Origin of the sequence: Burkholderia sp. 4M9327F10, assembly GCF_005503145.1 — a bacterium.
In the GTDB taxonomy this organism is placed as follows: Bacteria; Pseudomonadota; Gammaproteobacteria; order Burkholderiales; family Burkholderiaceae; genus Paraburkholderia.
Map to the genome: position 1 here is coordinate 56242 of NZ_SCNV01000029.1, position 13563 is coordinate 69804.

15 protein-coding genes are annotated in these 13563 nt (G+C 64.1%); 7 read left to right on the plus strand and 8 right to left on the minus strand.

Translation table 11 applies throughout. From position 1 onward, the window contains the following. Nucleotides 1-97 precede the first annotated feature (97 nt). The 6 genes from FFS45_RS23955 to ubiA all read left to right on the plus strand — a co-directional run bounded on the left by FFS45_RS23955 (nucleotide 98) and on the right by ubiA (nucleotide 4906). Entirely contained in the window at nucleotides 98-1057 is a 960-nt protein-coding gene (locus FFS45_RS23955; RefSeq protein ID WP_137957111.1) for a LysR substrate-binding domain-containing protein, read from the plus strand. 219 nt (nucleotides 1058-1276) lie between these two features. Next, on the plus strand, nucleotides 1277-1414 hold the full coding sequence (locus FFS45_RS41825) for a hypothetical protein (protein ID WP_171029727.1): 138 nt from the start codon (nucleotides 1277-1279) through the stop codon (nucleotides 1412-1414). Nucleotides 1415-1459: 45 nt separating this feature from the next. Next, nucleotides 1460-2911 carry a catalase gene (locus FFS45_RS23960; protein ID WP_137957112.1) on the plus strand — a complete coding sequence of 484 codons (1452 nt, stop codon included), beginning with the start codon at nucleotides 1460-1462 and terminating at the stop codon, nucleotides 2909-2911. 195 nt (nucleotides 2912-3106) lie between these two features. Then, a complete protein-coding gene (locus FFS45_RS41830; RefSeq protein ID WP_171029728.1) occupies nucleotides 3107-3265 on the plus strand; it encodes a hypothetical protein in 159 nt (52 codons plus the stop codon). A 164-nt stretch (nucleotides 3266-3429) separates the two neighbouring features. Continuing rightward, a complete protein-coding gene (locus tag FFS45_RS23965; protein WP_137957113.1) occupies nucleotides 3430-3918 on the plus strand; it encodes a Dps family protein in 489 nt (162 codons plus the stop codon). A gap of 124 nt (nucleotides 3919-4042) precedes the next feature. Continuing rightward, the gene (gene ubiA, locus FFS45_RS23970; RefSeq protein ID WP_137957114.1) at nucleotides 4043-4906 is read left to right on the plus strand and encodes a 4-hydroxybenzoate octaprenyltransferase; all 864 of its coding nucleotides are present in this window, start codon (nucleotides 4043-4045) and stop codon (nucleotides 4904-4906) included. 144 nt (nucleotides 4907-5050) lie between these two features. Here the strand turns inward: ubiA and proC are convergent, their stop codons facing one another. The 6 genes from proC to FFS45_RS24000 form a co-directional block, all read right to left on the minus strand. Further along, nucleotides 5051-5866, minus strand: coding sequence for a pyrroline-5-carboxylate reductase (gene proC / locus FFS45_RS23975; RefSeq protein ID WP_137957115.1), 816 nt, complete (start codon nucleotides 5864-5866; stop codon nucleotides 5051-5053). A 16-nt stretch (nucleotides 5867-5882) separates the two neighbouring features. After that, entirely contained in the window at nucleotides 5883-6581 is a 699-nt protein-coding gene (locus tag FFS45_RS23980; protein WP_137957116.1) for a YggS family pyridoxal phosphate-dependent enzyme, read from the minus strand. Between the two features lie 82 nt (nucleotides 6582-6663). After that, nucleotides 6664-7890 carry a glycolate oxidase subunit GlcF gene (gene glcF / locus FFS45_RS23985; RefSeq protein WP_137957117.1) on the minus strand — a complete coding sequence of 409 codons (1227 nt, stop codon included), beginning with the start codon at nucleotides 7888-7890 and terminating at the stop codon, nucleotides 6664-6666. A gap of 7 nt (nucleotides 7891-7897) precedes the next feature. Continuing rightward, nucleotides 7898-8986 (minus strand): glycolate oxidase subunit GlcE, encoded by a 1089-nt coding sequence (gene glcE / locus FFS45_RS23990; RefSeq protein WP_137957118.1) that lies wholly within the window; start codon nucleotides 8984-8986, stop codon nucleotides 7898-7900. A 105-nt stretch (nucleotides 8987-9091) separates the two neighbouring features. Then, the gene (locus FFS45_RS23995) at nucleotides 9092-10585 is read right to left on the minus strand and encodes an FAD-linked oxidase C-terminal domain-containing protein (RefSeq protein WP_137957119.1); all 1494 of its coding nucleotides are present in this window, start codon (nucleotides 10583-10585) and stop codon (nucleotides 9092-9094) included. Nucleotides 10586-10675: 90 nt separating this feature from the next. Beyond that, on the minus strand, nucleotides 10676-12091 hold the full coding sequence (locus tag FFS45_RS24000; protein ID WP_137957120.1) for an FAD-linked oxidase C-terminal domain-containing protein: 1416 nt from the start codon (nucleotides 12089-12091) through the stop codon (nucleotides 10676-10678). A gap of 182 nt (nucleotides 12092-12273) precedes the next feature. Between FFS45_RS24000 and FFS45_RS24005 the strand changes: the two genes are divergently transcribed. Then, nucleotides 12274-12828, plus strand: a complete 555-nt coding sequence (locus tag FFS45_RS24005) for a cob(I)yrinic acid a,c-diamide adenosyltransferase (RefSeq protein ID WP_137957121.1) — start codon at nucleotides 12274-12276, stop codon at nucleotides 12826-12828. Nucleotides 12829-12874: 46 nt separating this feature from the next. Here the strand turns inward: FFS45_RS24005 and FFS45_RS24010 are convergent, their stop codons facing one another. Then, nucleotides 12875-13207, minus strand: coding sequence for an XRE family transcriptional regulator (locus FFS45_RS24010; protein WP_137957122.1), 333 nt, complete (start codon nucleotides 13205-13207; stop codon nucleotides 12875-12877). A 2-nt stretch (nucleotides 13208-13209) separates the two neighbouring features. After that, nucleotides 13210-13548 carry a type II toxin-antitoxin system RelE/ParE family toxin gene (locus FFS45_RS24015; protein ID WP_137957123.1) on the minus strand — a complete coding sequence of 113 codons (339 nt, stop codon included), beginning with the start codon at nucleotides 13546-13548 and terminating at the stop codon, nucleotides 13210-13212. Nucleotides 13549-13563: the final 15 nt, after the last annotated feature.

Below are 13563 nucleotides of genomic sequence, written 5' to 3' on the forward strand. Positions count from 1 at the left end.
GTTTCCGCAGCATTCCCTGTGCCGGGGGAGGTTGGCGAATTGGCCCCATAGGTGTATAACTGAAACCTATCGAATTCATCGTACTGATTGGTCCCCAATGACGCTCACTGAATTGAAATACATCGTCGCAGTTGCCCGCGAGCGGCATTTTGGCCGTGCGGCGGAGGCGTGTTTCGTCAGCCAGCCGACGCTGTCCGTGGCGATCAAGAAGCTCGAAGACGAACTGAACGTGCAGATTTTCGAGCGCGGCACGAGCGAAGTGAGCGTGACGCCGATCGGCGAGCAAATCGTCACCCAGGCCCAGCGCGTTCTCGAACAGACGCTTGCCATCAAGGAAATCGCCAAGCAGGGCAAAGATCCGCTGGTCGGCCCGCTGCGCCTTGGCGTGATCTACACGATCGGACCGTATCTGCTGCCTACTCTCGTCAAGCAGATGATCAAGCGCGTCCCGCAGATGCCGTTGATGCTGCAGGAGAATTACACGCTCAAGCTGATCGAACTGCTCAAGCAGGGCGAGATCGACGTGGCGATCATGGCGCTGCCGTTCCCGGAAACCGGGCTGATGCTGCGCCCGCTCTACGACGAGCCGTTTGTCGTCGCGCTGCCGTCCGGCCATGCGTGGGAGCAGCGCTCGAAGATCGACCCGGACGATCTCAAGCAGGAAACCATGCTGCTGCTCGGCAGCGGCCATTGCTTCCGCGATCACGTGCTGGGTGTGTGCCCTGAACTGATGCGCTTCTCGCAGAACGCGGACGGCATCCAGAAGACCTTCGAAGGCTCTTCGCTCGAAACGATCCGCCATATGGTGGCAAGCGGGGTGGGCATTACGGTGCTGCCGCGCATGTCGGTGCAGGAAGTGAAGCCGCAGGCAGGTGGCATTGACTCGGGGCTGCTCAGCTATGTGGCCTTCGACGAACCGGTGCCGGATCGCCGCGTGGTGCTGGCCTGGCGCAAGAGCTTCACCCGCATGCCCGCCATCGAAGCGATTTGCGATGCCATCAACGCCTGCGAACTGCCGGGCGTGAGCAAGCTCGATCTGCCGGTCGCCGTGAACTGAGCCGAAGCTCCACCGTGGCTGCGCCCGTGAGGCGCCACGGCGCAGGTCAAGACAAGGCCGGCCGCACCCCGTGCGCCGGCCTTGTCCGCATTTTCCACGCGAAAAGCCGATAGTGTCGGCCTCTATCGAATAGATAAAATTAATCAAACACGCTAATTCGATAGCATTGATATAGTTTCCTCCATGGATCAGCGGATCCAACAAAACACGGAGGAAATCATGACGCAGCCCCAAGCGCAGCAGCCCCAGCAGGTTTCTGGCCAATCCGCCGCACCGGCTTCCCGATTCCCCGCCTCGATGAGCGGCGTACGCACTGTGGCGTTCTCGCTGCTGGTCGACCGCGCGCTGAGCGCCTGATTTCCTTTCAGCCAAGAAACCCCTCATCAGAATCAGGAGTACACGATGTCCGAAAGCAAACTCACCACGGCAGCCGGCGCGCCTGTCGCCGACAACCAGAATTCGATGACCGCAGGCAGCCGCGGCCCAGTGGTGCTGCAAGACGTGTGGTTGCTGGAGAAACTCGCTCACTTCGATCGCGAAGTGATCCCTGAGCGGCGTGTGCACGCCAAGGGTTCGGGTGCATTCGGCACGCTGAAAGTGACGCACGACATCTCGCGTTACACGAAGGCCAAGGTGTTTGCCGAAGTCGGCAAGGAAACGCCGCTGTTTATGCGCTTTTCGACGGTGGCGGGCGAGCGCGGCGCAGCCGATGCAGAACGCGACGTACGCGGCTTCTCGATCAAGTTCTACACGGAAGAGGGCAACTGGGACATCGTCGGCAACAACACGCCGGTGTTCTTCATTCGCGATCCGCTCAAGTTTCCGGACTTCATCCACACGCAAAAGCGCGATCCGTACACGAACCTGCGCAGCAACGTGGCGGCGTGGGACTTCTGGTCGCGTCATCCGGAGTCGCTGCATCAGGTGACGATCCTGATGAGCGATCGCGGCATTCCGCAGAACTACCGCCAGATGCACGGCTTCGGTTCGCACACGTTCTCGTTCATCAACGCGAACGACGAGCGCTTCTGGGTGAAGTTCCACTTCAAGTCGATGCAGGGCGTCGAGAACTACACCGACGCCGAAGCGGCGCAGGTGGTGGCGCAAGACCGCGAAAGCGCGCAGCGCGACCTGGTCGAGAACATCGACAACGGCAACTTCCCGAAATGGCGCTTCTGCATTCAGGTGATGCCCGAAGCGGATGCGGCGAACTACCGCTACAACCCGTTCGACATCACCAAGGTGTGGCCGTACAAGGACTACCCGCTGATCGACGTAGGCACGATCGAACTGAACCGCAACGCGCAAAACTACTTCGCGGACGTGGAGCAGGCAGCTTTCACGCCGGCCAACGTGGTGCCGGGCATTGGCTTCTCGCCGGACCGTCTGTTGCAGGGGCGTCTGTTCTCGTACGGCGACACGCAGCGTTATCGCCTCGGCATCAACCATCACCAGATTCCGGTGAACGCGTCGCGCGCGCAGCGTCAGCATTCGTTCCATCGTGATGGCGCAATGCGCACGGACGGCAACCTCGGTGGCAGGGTGAATTACGAGCCGAACCGTTTCGGCGATTTCGCGCAGGACCGCAACGCATCCGAGCCGCCTCTGGCAGCGGGCGCTGTGGACCGTTACGAGCATCGCGAGGACGAGGACTACTACAGCCAGCCGGCGGCGCTGTTCCGCCTGTTCGATGCGGCGCAACGCGAACGCTTCTTCGGCAACATCGCGCGCCATATCAACGGTGTGCCGCAGGAGATTCTCGCCCGTCAGCTCGAGCATTTCCGCCGGATCGATCCGGCCTACGCAGAAGGGGTGATCGCCGCGCTGGCGACGCTCAATGAGAAGGCGAAGTAAGGCGGGGTGTTAGCGGGCCGGCTGATGAGGCGGCCAGGTGCGGGAGTGCGGGCTCAAGCGGCTGGAACGGTTAAGGCAGCTAAGGCAATTAAGGCAGCTAAGGCAGCTAAGGCAGGCCGCTTGAGTCTGATTCGTTAGTCGTGGCGGGCGCATCGGCGCCTCGCCTGTTCGAAACCAGAGAGAAGGAGAACGATCATGGTCCAGTTGTTGAGTAGCGGTGGCGCACGGCTCGCACGTGACGCACAGATTGTTTTTGGCGGCAACGTTGCGCGCAAGCTGGTCGGTTTTGCGATTCTCGCGGCCGGCTACGCATTGATCGCTTCGCACGCATTGCAGCATCTGCCGGGCCGCTAATCCCGACTGCCGAAGCGGTGCTGCGCTTCCTCGGGTCGTGACGAGCGGTCGCACAAAGTTTGCATATTTGTACGATAAACTAACGGACGTTCGCAGGTTAATGGTTTGTGCATGAACGACTCATGCTCTGCCTGCCGGTTCGCACACTCTTCAAAGGAGTCATCATGGCCAAGAAAGAAGCCGTACAACACGTCAATATCGGTATCAGCGACAAGGATCGCAAGAAGATCGCAGAGGGCCTGTCGCGTTTGCTGGCGGACACCTACACGCTGTATCTGAAGACCCATAACTTCCACTGGAACGTCACGGGTCCGATGTTCAACACGCTGCACCTGATGTTCGAGACGCAGTACAACGAACTGGCGCTGGCTGTCGATTCGATCGCTGAACGTATCCGCGCGCTGGGCGTGCATGCGCCGGGCAGCTACAAGGACTTCGCGAAGCTGTCGTCGATTCCGGAAGCGGACGGCGTGCCTGCCGCAGAAGAAATGATTCGCCAGCTGGTGGAAGGCCAGGAAGCGGTGGTGCGCACCGCGCGCGGCATTTTCCCGGCAACCGAGGCCGCCAATGACGAACCGACCGCCGACCTGCTGACGCAACGCATGCAGACGCACGAAAAGACGGCGTGGATGCTGCGCTCGATGCTGGCTTGATGCAACAAAGAACCTCCCGCACGGGAGGTTTCGTTTTTCAGGGCATCCCCTGCGCGCTTGCAGGGTTCCCTCGGCGCACATACCTTAAAATGTCGTCACTGCCCGTACTTGACGACGCCCGCCCATGTTCGCCCGACTCCCTCTGTATCTGCGCCTCGTGCGCATGGACAAGCCGATCGGCAGCCTGTTGCTGCTATGGCCGACGCTCAACGCGCTGTGGATTGCCTCGGACGGGCGCCCCTCGCTGTCCCTGCTGGTGATTTTCACGCTCGGCACGGTGCTGATGCGCTCGGCGGGCTGCGCGATCAACGACTACGCCGACCGCGATTTCGACCGCTACGTGAAGCGCACCGAAAACCGGCCGATCACCTCGGGCAAGATCAAGGCGTGGGAGGCGCTGGTGCTGGCTACCGGGCTGGCGCTGGTATCGTTTCTGCTGATCCTGCCGCTCAATGCGCTGACCAAGGAGCTGTCGGTGGCGGCGCTGTTCGTCGCGGGTTCGTATCCGTTCACCAAACGCTTCTTTGCGATCCCGCAGGCGTATCTGGGCATCGCCTTCGGCTTTGGCATTCCTATGGCCTTCGCCGCCGTGCAGGACCACGTGCCGATGCTCGCGTGGCTGATGCTGCTCGCCAACGTGTTCTGGTCGGTGGCCTACGACACCGAATACGCGATGGTCGATCGCGACGACGACATCAAGATCGGCATCCGCACCTCCGCGCTGACGTTTGGCCGCTATGACGTGTTCGCGATCATGCTGTGCTACGCGCTGACGCTGGGTATCTATATCCGTATTGGCCTGACGCTGGGTTTCGGCTGGCCGTACTGGCTCGGCTGGGCCGCCGCTGCGGGCTGCGCGATCTACCACTACACGCTGATCCGCGGCCGCGAACGCATGCCGTGTTTCGCGGCGTTCCGTCATAACAACTGGCTCGGTGGGGCGCTGTTCGCGGGGATTGCGGCGCATTACGCCGCCGCTTCGTTCTGAGGTTCTGAGCGTGGCGCGCGCCGCGCACGGCTAATTGCCGTTACGCAGCGTGCTGTGCCGGGGCGGCCCGTGCCGGGGCCGCGTGGGTTAATCCCGGTTTTCTTCGGGCTCCTTCAGGACTTCTACCGCTTCCTGCAGGCAGCCTTACTGCTGGCCGAACTCGTCGCCCATTTCCTTCGCGCGTGCATCGGCCGCCAGCACACCGCGCACAATCGCGTCCTTGATACCGCTCGCGTCGAACGAAGCGAGCGCCGCCGCGGTCGTGCCGCCCTTCGACGTCACCCGTTCTCGCAACACGCCCGGCGGCTCGTCGGACTGGGCCGCGAGTTGCGCCGCGCCGGTGAAGGTTGCGACGGCGAGTGCGCGGCCTTGCGCTTCATCCATGCCGAGCTGGCGCGCGGCTTCCTGCAGGGCTTCAATAAAGTAGAACACGTAGGCCGGCCCGCTGCCCGAGATCGCGGTGACAGCGTCAATTTTCGCTTCGTCGTCGAACCAGACGGTCTCGCCGACGGCGCCCAGCACTTGCGTCGCGAGCGCCCGGTCGGCCGCGTCGACGCTGCCCGTTGCGCTCAGGCCCGCTACGCCCTTGCCGATCAGCGCCGGGGTATTCGGCATCACCCGGACAATGCGTTGATGGCCGTCGAGCCAGCGCGCGAGATCCTCGGTGCGAATCCCGGCGACGATGCTGATCACCACTTGTGTCGCACCCAGATACGGGGCGAGTCCTTGAGCCACGGCTTTGAGCACTTGCGGCTTCACGGCCAGCACGATCGCGTCGAACGGCGCGAGCGCGGCATCCGCCGCAGCACCGGTGCCGATGCCGAATTGCTGCTGGTTGCGCTGGCGCACGTCTTCGTTAGGGTCGATCGCGTACAGATCGGCCGGCGCAATGCCGTGCTTGATGAGGCCGCCGATGATTGCAGCGGCCATGTTGCCGCCGCCGATGAAGGCAATTTTCATGATGTTCCGAGGGAGTTCAGTGGGAGTAATCACGGGCGCCGAAAATCGCCGTGCCGACGCGCACGAGCGTCGCGCCTTCGAGCACCGCGGCTTCGAGGTCGGCCGACATGCCCATCGAGAGCGTGTCCAGTTCGAGTCCGCCGGCGCGCAGTTGCTCGAACAGCTCGCGTAACTGGCGATGCGGCACGCGTTGGGCTTCGACGGTCCCGGCCGGCTCGGGAATCGACATCAGACCGCGCAGGCGCAGTTGCGGCAACGCGGCGACAGCTTGCGCGATTCCGGCGGCTTCAGCCGGCGTCACACCGGCCTTGGTCGCTTCGCCGCTGACGTTCACCTGCAGGCATACGTTGAGCGGCGGCAAATGCGCCGGTCGCTGTTCCGCAAGACGTTGGGCAATTTTCAGGCGATCGACGGAATGGACCCAGTCGAAGTTTTCCGCCACCGGGCGGGTCTTGTTCGATTGCAGCGGTCCGATGAAATGCCATTCGAGCGACGCGCGCAGGTCCGCCAGCGCTTCGATTTTCGCCACGGCTTCCTGCACATAGTTCTCGCCGAACGCGCGCTGGCCGGCCGCATGGACGGCGCGCACATCGTCGGCAGGAAACGTCTTCGAGACGGCTAGCAGCGCGACTGAGCGCGGCTCGCGGGAAGCGAGCTGCGCGGCGCGGTCGATGCGCTGCTGGACCGCGGCGAGGTTATGGACGAGATCGGACATGAGACGTCGGAGAAAAATCTGCGCGGAGGCGATGTACCGGATTATACGGACGCCCGCCGGGCTTGCCCGTCATGTGTACGCCTCATGCGTACAACATGTGTTCGACCAGTTCGATCCAATGCGCCACCGGCGTCGAGGTGCCGCTTTGCAGATGGGCGATGCAACCGACGTTGGCTGACACGATCACCTGCGGCTCCTGCGCATGCAGCTTTTCGAGCTTCTGGTCGCGCAAGGCATACGACAGCGCCGGCTGCGTCAGCGAATAGGTGCCGGCCGAGCCGCAGCACAGATGGCTGTCAGCGGGCAGGCGCACTTCGATGCCGAGCGCGGCCAGCAGGTGTTCGACCTTGCCGCGCAACTGCTGGCCGTGCTGCAGCGTGCAGGGCGGGTGGAACGCCACGGTATGCACGGAGCGGCGGCGCGTCACTGCGGCAAGCGCCTCCTCGAACTCGGGCAGGATCTCGGAGATATCGCGGGTCATTGCGGCAATCCGTTGTGCTTTCCCGGCATAGGCCGGATCGTCGCGCAGCAGGTGCCCGTACTCCTTGACTGTCGCGCCGCAGCCGGAGGCGTTCATGACGATCGCTTCCGCGCCCTGCTCGACGTATGGCCACCAGGCGTCGATATTGGCGCGGATATCGCCAAGCGCTTCGTCGTTGTAGCCGAGATGCAGACGGATTGCGCCACAGCAGCCGGCTTCGGGCGCAACGATCGTCTCCACCCCGAGCGCATCGAGCACGCGCGCCGTGGCGATATTGACGTTCGGCATCATCGACGGCTGCACGCAGCCTGCAAGCATCAGCATCTTGCGGGCGTGCTTCGCATCCGGCCATTCGAGCGGCCGCTGGCGCGCCGGCACCTTGTCGCGCAGCTTCTTCGGCAAGAACGCGCGCACATGCTGGCCAAGGCGCATGGTTGGCGTGAACACCGCGCTGTTCGGCACGAAGCTCGCCAGCATTCGCCGCAGCAGCCTTTGGCCGAGCGGCCGGGTGACCTTTTCTTCGGTGATCTTGCGGCCGATTTCCACCAGCCGCCCGTACTGCACGCCAGATGGGCAGGTGGTCTCGCAGTTGCGGCAGGTCAGGCAACGGTCCAGATGAGTCTGCGTGCTGCGCGTGACCTCCGCACCTTCCACCATCTGCTTGATGAGATAGATGCGCCCGCGCGGGCCGTCGAGTTCGTCACCGAGCAACTGGTAGGTGGGGCAGGTGGCGGTGCAGAAGCCGCAGTGCACGCACTTGCGCAGAATGGCATCGGCTTCGGCGCCGTCGGCGGTGTCGCGAATGAAGTCGGCGAGGTTGGTTTGCATCGCGCGCTCAGAAGTCGGGGTACAGCCGGCCGCGGTTGAAGATGCGGGCTGGGTCGAAAGCGGTCTTCAGGCCACGGTGGATTTTCATCAGCGGGGCCGGCAGCGGCGTGAACACGCCGGCGCTGCGGTCATAGCCGTGGCCGGTGCGGAAAATCGTGGCGTGGCCGCCGGCCTGCTTGGCGCTGATGCGCACGGTCTGCGCGTCGGTGTCGGTGATCCACCAGCGCTGGCCGCCGCCCCATTCCATCAACTGGGCGCCCGGCAATTGCAGCGGCTCGGTGATCGACGGCAGCGCGAGGCGCCACAGGGCCGTCTTCGGCGCGATGGCAGCGAAGAACGGATCGGTCTGTTCGCGCAGACCGGCCCAGAAACGCTCGGCTTCAACCGCGTCGACCACTTCGCCACCCAATGCCGAGCGTGCCGCCTTGACCGCTGCTTCGGCGCCGGCGAGGCGCACCGCCAGCGTGCCGTGGCGCCAGGCGCTGGCCGTGATCGGCAGTGGCCGGCCACCCCATTCGTTGAGCTTGCGGACCGCGTCGGTGCCGTTCATGTCGAATTTGAGGGTAGCTTCGGCCTTCGGCAACGGCAGGACTTTCACCGACAACTCGAGGATCAGCCCGAGCGTGCCGAGCGAGCCGGCCAGCAATCGCGACACGTCGTAGCCGGCCACGTTTTTCACCACCTGGCCGCCGAAGTGCAGCACCTGGCCCTGGCCGTTCATGATCACGGCGCCGAGCACGAAGTCGCGCGGGGCGCCTGCCGACGGGCGGCGCGGCCCGGCGATGCCGGCCGCGATGCAGCCGCCGAAGGTGGCGTTGGGACCGAAATGAGGCGGCTCGAAGGCGAGCATCTGGCCGTGTTCGGCGAGCGCAGCTTCGATTTCCAGCAGGGGCGTGCCCGCGCGCGCGGTGATGACCAGTTCCGCCGGGTCATAGGCGATGATGCCGCGATGCGCGCGCGTGTCGAGGATGTCTCCCTCCAGCGTCTGCCCGTACCAGTCCTTGGTGCCACCGCCGCGAATGCGCAGCGGGCGGCCTTCGGCGGTGGCCGAACGGATGCGTTCGGACCATGCGGCGACGGTGTCGTCCTCTTCCATGGTGTCCTGCGTCGTTGTGTTTTGCTCGATTGTACCTGGCGGGGACGGACTGACAACCCGGAGCGGACCCCTAGCGGATTGTCAGATGGCGGAGCTGGACAGTGCCTAAAAACGCGGCAGATCCGGATGCGGCAGCAAGCCGCCGCGCACGTGCATCTTGCCGTACTCGGCGCAGCGGGCGCGCGTCGGGATGCCCTTGTCCGGGTTCAGCAGCCCGGGCGGGTCGAAGGCGCGCTTGACCGCATGGAACGCGTCGCGCTCTTCGGGCGAGAACTGCACGCACATCGAATTGATCTTTTCGATGCCTACGCCATGTTCGCCCGTGACCGTGCCGCCCAGTTCAACGCAGGCTTCAAGAATGTCGCAACCGAACGCCTCGGCCCGGTGCCACTCGTCCAGATCGTTGCCGTTGAACAGGATCAGCGGGTGCATGTTGCCGTCGCCGGCATGGAAGACATTGATGCAGCGCAGTTGGTACTTTTTTTCCATCACCTCGATGCGCGCAAGCAGCGGCCCGATACTGCGGCGCGGCACCGTGCCGTCCATGCAGTAGTAGTCCGGCGAGATGCGGCCGGCGGCCGGGAAGGCGTTCTTACGCCCGGACCAGAAGCGCAGCCGTTCCTGCTCGGAGCGTGAGATCTGGATGCGCGTCGCGCCGTGTTCGCGCAACACCGCCGTCATACGGACGATTTCATCGGCCACCTCTTCAGGCGTGCCGTCGGATTCGCACAGCAGGATGGCGGCGGCGTCGAGATCGTAACCGGCGTTGACGAACTCTTCGACGGCGCGGGTCGCGGGCTTGTCCATCATTTCCAGTCCCGCCGGAATGATGCCTGCCGCAATAATGCCGGCGACCGCGTCGCCGCCTTTCACCACATCGTCGAAGCTGGCCATGATGACCTGCGCGGTCTGTGGCTTGGGGATCAGCCTGACGGTGACTTCGGTGACGATCGCAAACATCCCCTCGCTGCCGATCAGCACGGCCAGCAGGTCGAGCCCCGGCGCGTCGGGCGCGAGCGAGCCGAATTCGACCACTTCGCCTTCCATCGTGATGGCCCGCACGCGCAGCACGTTGTGCACGGTCAAGCCGTATTTCAGGCAGTGCACACCGCCGGAATTCTCCGAGACGTTGCCGCCGATCGTGCAGGCAATCTGCGAGGAGGGGTCCGGCGCGTAGTAGAGCCCGTAAGGCGCGGCCGCTTCGGAGATCGCGAGGTTGCGCACGCCGGGTTGAACGGTGGCGGTGCGCGCATACGAATCCACTTCGACGATCTTCCTGAAGCGCGCGAGCGACACCACCACGCCGTGGCGGATCGGCATGGCGCCGCCCGACAGGCCCGTGCCGGCGCCACGCGGGACGATCGGCACGTCGAGCCGGTGACAGATCTGCACGATGCGTTGCACCTGCGATTCGGTTTCCGGCAACGCCACCGCCAGTGGCAGCCGGCGATAGGCGGCCAGACCGTCGCACTCATAGGCAACGGTGTCTTCCTCCCGGTACAGCAGGCAATGCGTCGGCAGCACGGCCATCAGCGCCTGCACGACTTCGCGTTGGCGCTGGGCGAGCACTTCAGCCGACAGCTCGGCGGGTGCATTCATCTTTCCTCTCCTCGTACTCCGTGGCGCCAGGGGCGCGGGCTTGCCGCGCGAGGTATTGCAACTGCAAGGGCAGGTGCTAACGGGCGCGGCCTAGGCCGCCCACGAGAAAATCTTGCCGGGGTTCATCAGATTGCGCGGATCGAGCGCGTGCTTGATCGAACGCATGGTGTCGACCGCCACTTCGCCGTGTTCCTCCAGCAAAAAGCCCATCTTGTGCAGGCCGACACCGTGTTCGCCCGTGCAGGTGCCGTCCATGCGCAGCGCGCGCTGTACGATCCGGTGGTTGAGCCGTTCGGCCTCGGCGAGTTCTTCGGGCTTCGCAGGGTCGATCAGGATGGCGACGTGGAAATTGCCGTCGCCCACGTGGCCGACGATCGGGCAGGGTAGCGGCGAGGCCAGCAGATCCTGCTCCGTTTCGACCACACACTCGGCGAGCCGCGAGATCGGCACGCAGACGTCGGTGGTGACCGCGCGGCAGCCGGGCTTCAGTTGCAGCATGGCAAAGTAAGCGTTGTGCCGCGCGTTCCACAGACGGCTGCGATCCTCCGGACGGGTGGCCCATTCGAAATCTTCGCCGGCGTTCTGCGCAGTGATCTCCTGCACCGTTTGCGCCTGTTCCTTCACGCTGGCCTCGGTGCCGTGGAATTCGAAGAACAGGGTAGGCGCCTCACGCAGCGTGAGGTTCGAGTGACGGTTAATCGAGCGGATGGCGAGCGAATCGACAAACTCCACGCGTGCGATCGGCACGCCCATCTGAATGGTTTCGATCACGGCGCGCACCGCATCGCCCATCGAGGGAAACGCGCACACGGCTGCCGAGACGGCCTCCGGCTGCGGATAAAGCCGCAAGGTGATTTCGGTGATGACGCCGAGCGTGCCTTCCGAGCCGACAAAGAGGCGCGTCAGGTCATAGCCCGCCGAGGACTTGCGGGCCCGCGTGCCGGTCTTGATGACGCGGCCGTCGGCCAGCACCACGGTGAGGCCGAGCACGTTCTCGCGCATCGTGCCGTAGCGCACGGCGTTCGTGCCCGAGGCGCGCGTGGCCGACATGCCGCCGATGCTGGCATCCGCGCCCGGGTCGATCGGGAAGAACTGGCCCGTGTCACGCAGCGCTTCGTTCAGTTGCTTGCGAGAGATGCCCGGCTCGACGGTGACGGTGAGGTCTTCCGCGTTGATCGACAGCACTCGGTTCATTTCCGACAGATCGATCGAAACACCGCCCTGTACCGCTAGCAGATGCCCTTCCAGCGACGAGCCATTGCCGTAAGGAATAATCGGCACCTCGTGCTGGCCGCAGAGTTTGACGACGCTCTGCACGTCTTCCGTGCTGCGTGCGAATACGACGGCGTCGGGCAATTGCGGATCAAATGGCGATTCGTCGCGCCCGTGATGGGCACGCACCGCCTCGGCAACCGAGACACGCTCGCCAAAAGCGGACTTGAGCGAAGTGAGCAGCTCAACGGGGAAGGGACGGCGCAAGGGGGCCGGCGGCGCGGGATGGTTCACTCGTGTCTCCTGATGACGGGCATGGCGTCTGCAGCGTGTGATTCATTTTACGCCGATCCCCGTGCGTTACGCCGCTGGCCCGGCGCGCGGCCGTTGGCCGAACCTATAATGGCGACGACACCAGGATGCACGCCAGCGGCAGGCCGCGCCGCGCATCCGACACTGAAAGGACCGCATCGATCATGGGCAACCGCTTGAGCAAGATCGCCACCCGCACCGGCGACGACGGCACCACCGGCCTTGGCGATGGCCGCCGGGTACGCAAGGACGACGTGCGGATCGCGGCGATCGGCGAGGTGGATGAACTCAATTCGAATCTCGGCGTGCTGCTGTGCGAAAGCTTACCGGAGAATCTGCGCTTGGCCCTGACCGCGATCCAGCACGACCTGTTCGATCTGGGCGGTGAGCTTTGCATTCCGGGCCACACGATGATTACGGACAAGCATCTCGCCCGGCTCGATGGCTGGCTTGCCGACTACAACGCGACGCTACCGCCGCTCAAAGAGTTCATTCTGCCCGGCGGCTCGCGCGCAGCCGCTCTTGCACATGTTTGCCGAACCGTGTGCCGTCGCGCCGAACGGGCTATTGTGGCGCTGGGCCAGAGCGAGGCGATCAATGCCGCGCCGCGTCAGTATGTGAACCGCCTGTCCGATCTGCTGTTCGTGCTGGCGCGGGTGCTGAACCGCGCGGATGGCGGCAGCGATGTGCTCTGGCAGCACGAGCGCGGCGCGAAGTAGGTTGCGCGGGGCGCTGCCGGCCACGCCACAGCCGCGTAGCGGCGCGTCAGCCGACTGCGAGCGTAACCGGCTTGCCGATCCGGCTCATCATTTCGACCAGTGTGTCGATGGTGAACTTGGCGGTTTTCTTGTTGACCACGTCCGAGACGCGCGGCCGCGACACCATCAGAATCTCGGCGGCTTCGGCCTGCTTCAGATGGTGCTCGTCGATCCAGCTCGAGAGTTCGGTCATCAACTGCTCCTTGAGGAGCCGCGTGTCGTTGATCTGTTTCTGCGACGCGGCGTGGAGGCGCGCGGCCTCCTCAGCGGGGAAGCCCAGCTCCAGGAACAGATTTGCACCCGGCTTCGTCACGTGACGGATTTTGGTGTCGATAGTCATGGCTATATCCTTCTCTCGTTAATCACCGCGCGATAGCGCGCCTCGGCAATATCCCGGTCGTGCCGGCTTGTGACCTGACTCTGTTTCTGGAAGCAGTGCAGCACGTACACCGCCTCTACGAACTTTGCCACGTACATGACCCGGTAAATCCCGTTGGCCTCCTTGATGCGGATTTCGCGCGTACCGGCGCCGACGGCATCAAAGGGTTTCCAGTCGTCTGGGTCGAGACCCGCCTGGACTTTACCGAGTTGAAAACCGGCCTGACGACGTGCCTCGTCTGGAAAGGCCAGTAAATCGTCAAAGCTGGAACCGACCCAGCGAATCTCTTTATCGCATTGCATGCGCGCCCTTCATGT

Excerpts from the sequence above, each read along its gene's own strand:
- FFS45_RS23960 (WP_137957112.1), top strand. The coding sequence starts at position 1,460 with ATGTCCGAAAGCAAACTCACCACGGCAGCCGGCGCGCCTGTCGCCGAC.
- glcF (WP_137957117.1), bottom strand. The coding sequence starts at position 7,890 with ATGCAAACCAACCTCGCCGACTTCATTCGCGACACCGCCGACGGCGCC.
- FFS45_RS23955 (WP_137957111.1), top strand. The coding sequence starts at position 98 with ATGACGCTCACTGAATTGAAATACATCGTCGCAGTTGCCCGCGAGCGG.
- FFS45_RS23980 (WP_137957116.1), bottom strand. The coding sequence starts at position 6,581 with ATGTCCGATCTCGTCCATAACCTCGCCGCGGTCCAGCAGCGCATCGAC.
- FFS45_RS41825 (WP_171029727.1), top strand. The coding sequence starts at position 1,277 with ATGACGCAGCCCCAAGCGCAGCAGCCCCAGCAGGTTTCTGGCCAATCC.
- FFS45_RS41830 (WP_171029728.1), top strand. The coding sequence starts at position 3,107 with ATGGTCCAGTTGTTGAGTAGCGGTGGCGCACGGCTCGCACGTGACGCA.
- FFS45_RS23995 (WP_137957119.1), bottom strand. The coding sequence starts at position 10,585 with ATGAATGCACCCGCCGAGCTGTCGGCTGAAGTGCTCGCCCAGCGCCAA.
- proC (WP_137957115.1), bottom strand. The coding sequence starts at position 5,866 with ATGAAAATTGCCTTCATCGGCGGCGGCAACATGGCCGCTGCAATCATC.
- FFS45_RS24005 (WP_137957121.1), top strand. The coding sequence starts at position 12,274 with ATGGGCAACCGCTTGAGCAAGATCGCCACCCGCACCGGCGACGACGGC.
- ubiA (WP_137957114.1), top strand. The coding sequence starts at position 4,043 with ATGTTCGCCCGACTCCCTCTGTATCTGCGCCTCGTGCGCATGGACAAG.
- glcE (WP_137957118.1), bottom strand. The coding sequence starts at position 8,986 with ATGGAAGAGGACGACACCGTCGCCGCATGGTCCGAACGCATCCGTTCG.
- FFS45_RS23965 (WP_137957113.1), top strand. The coding sequence starts at position 3,430 with ATGGCCAAGAAAGAAGCCGTACAACACGTCAATATCGGTATCAGCGAC.
- FFS45_RS24010 (WP_137957122.1), bottom strand. The coding sequence starts at position 13,207 with ATGACTATCGACACCAAAATCCGTCACGTGACGAAGCCGGGTGCAAAT.
- FFS45_RS24015 (WP_137957123.1), bottom strand. The coding sequence starts at position 13,548 with ATGCAATGCGATAAAGAGATTCGCTGGGTCGGTTCCAGCTTTGACGAT.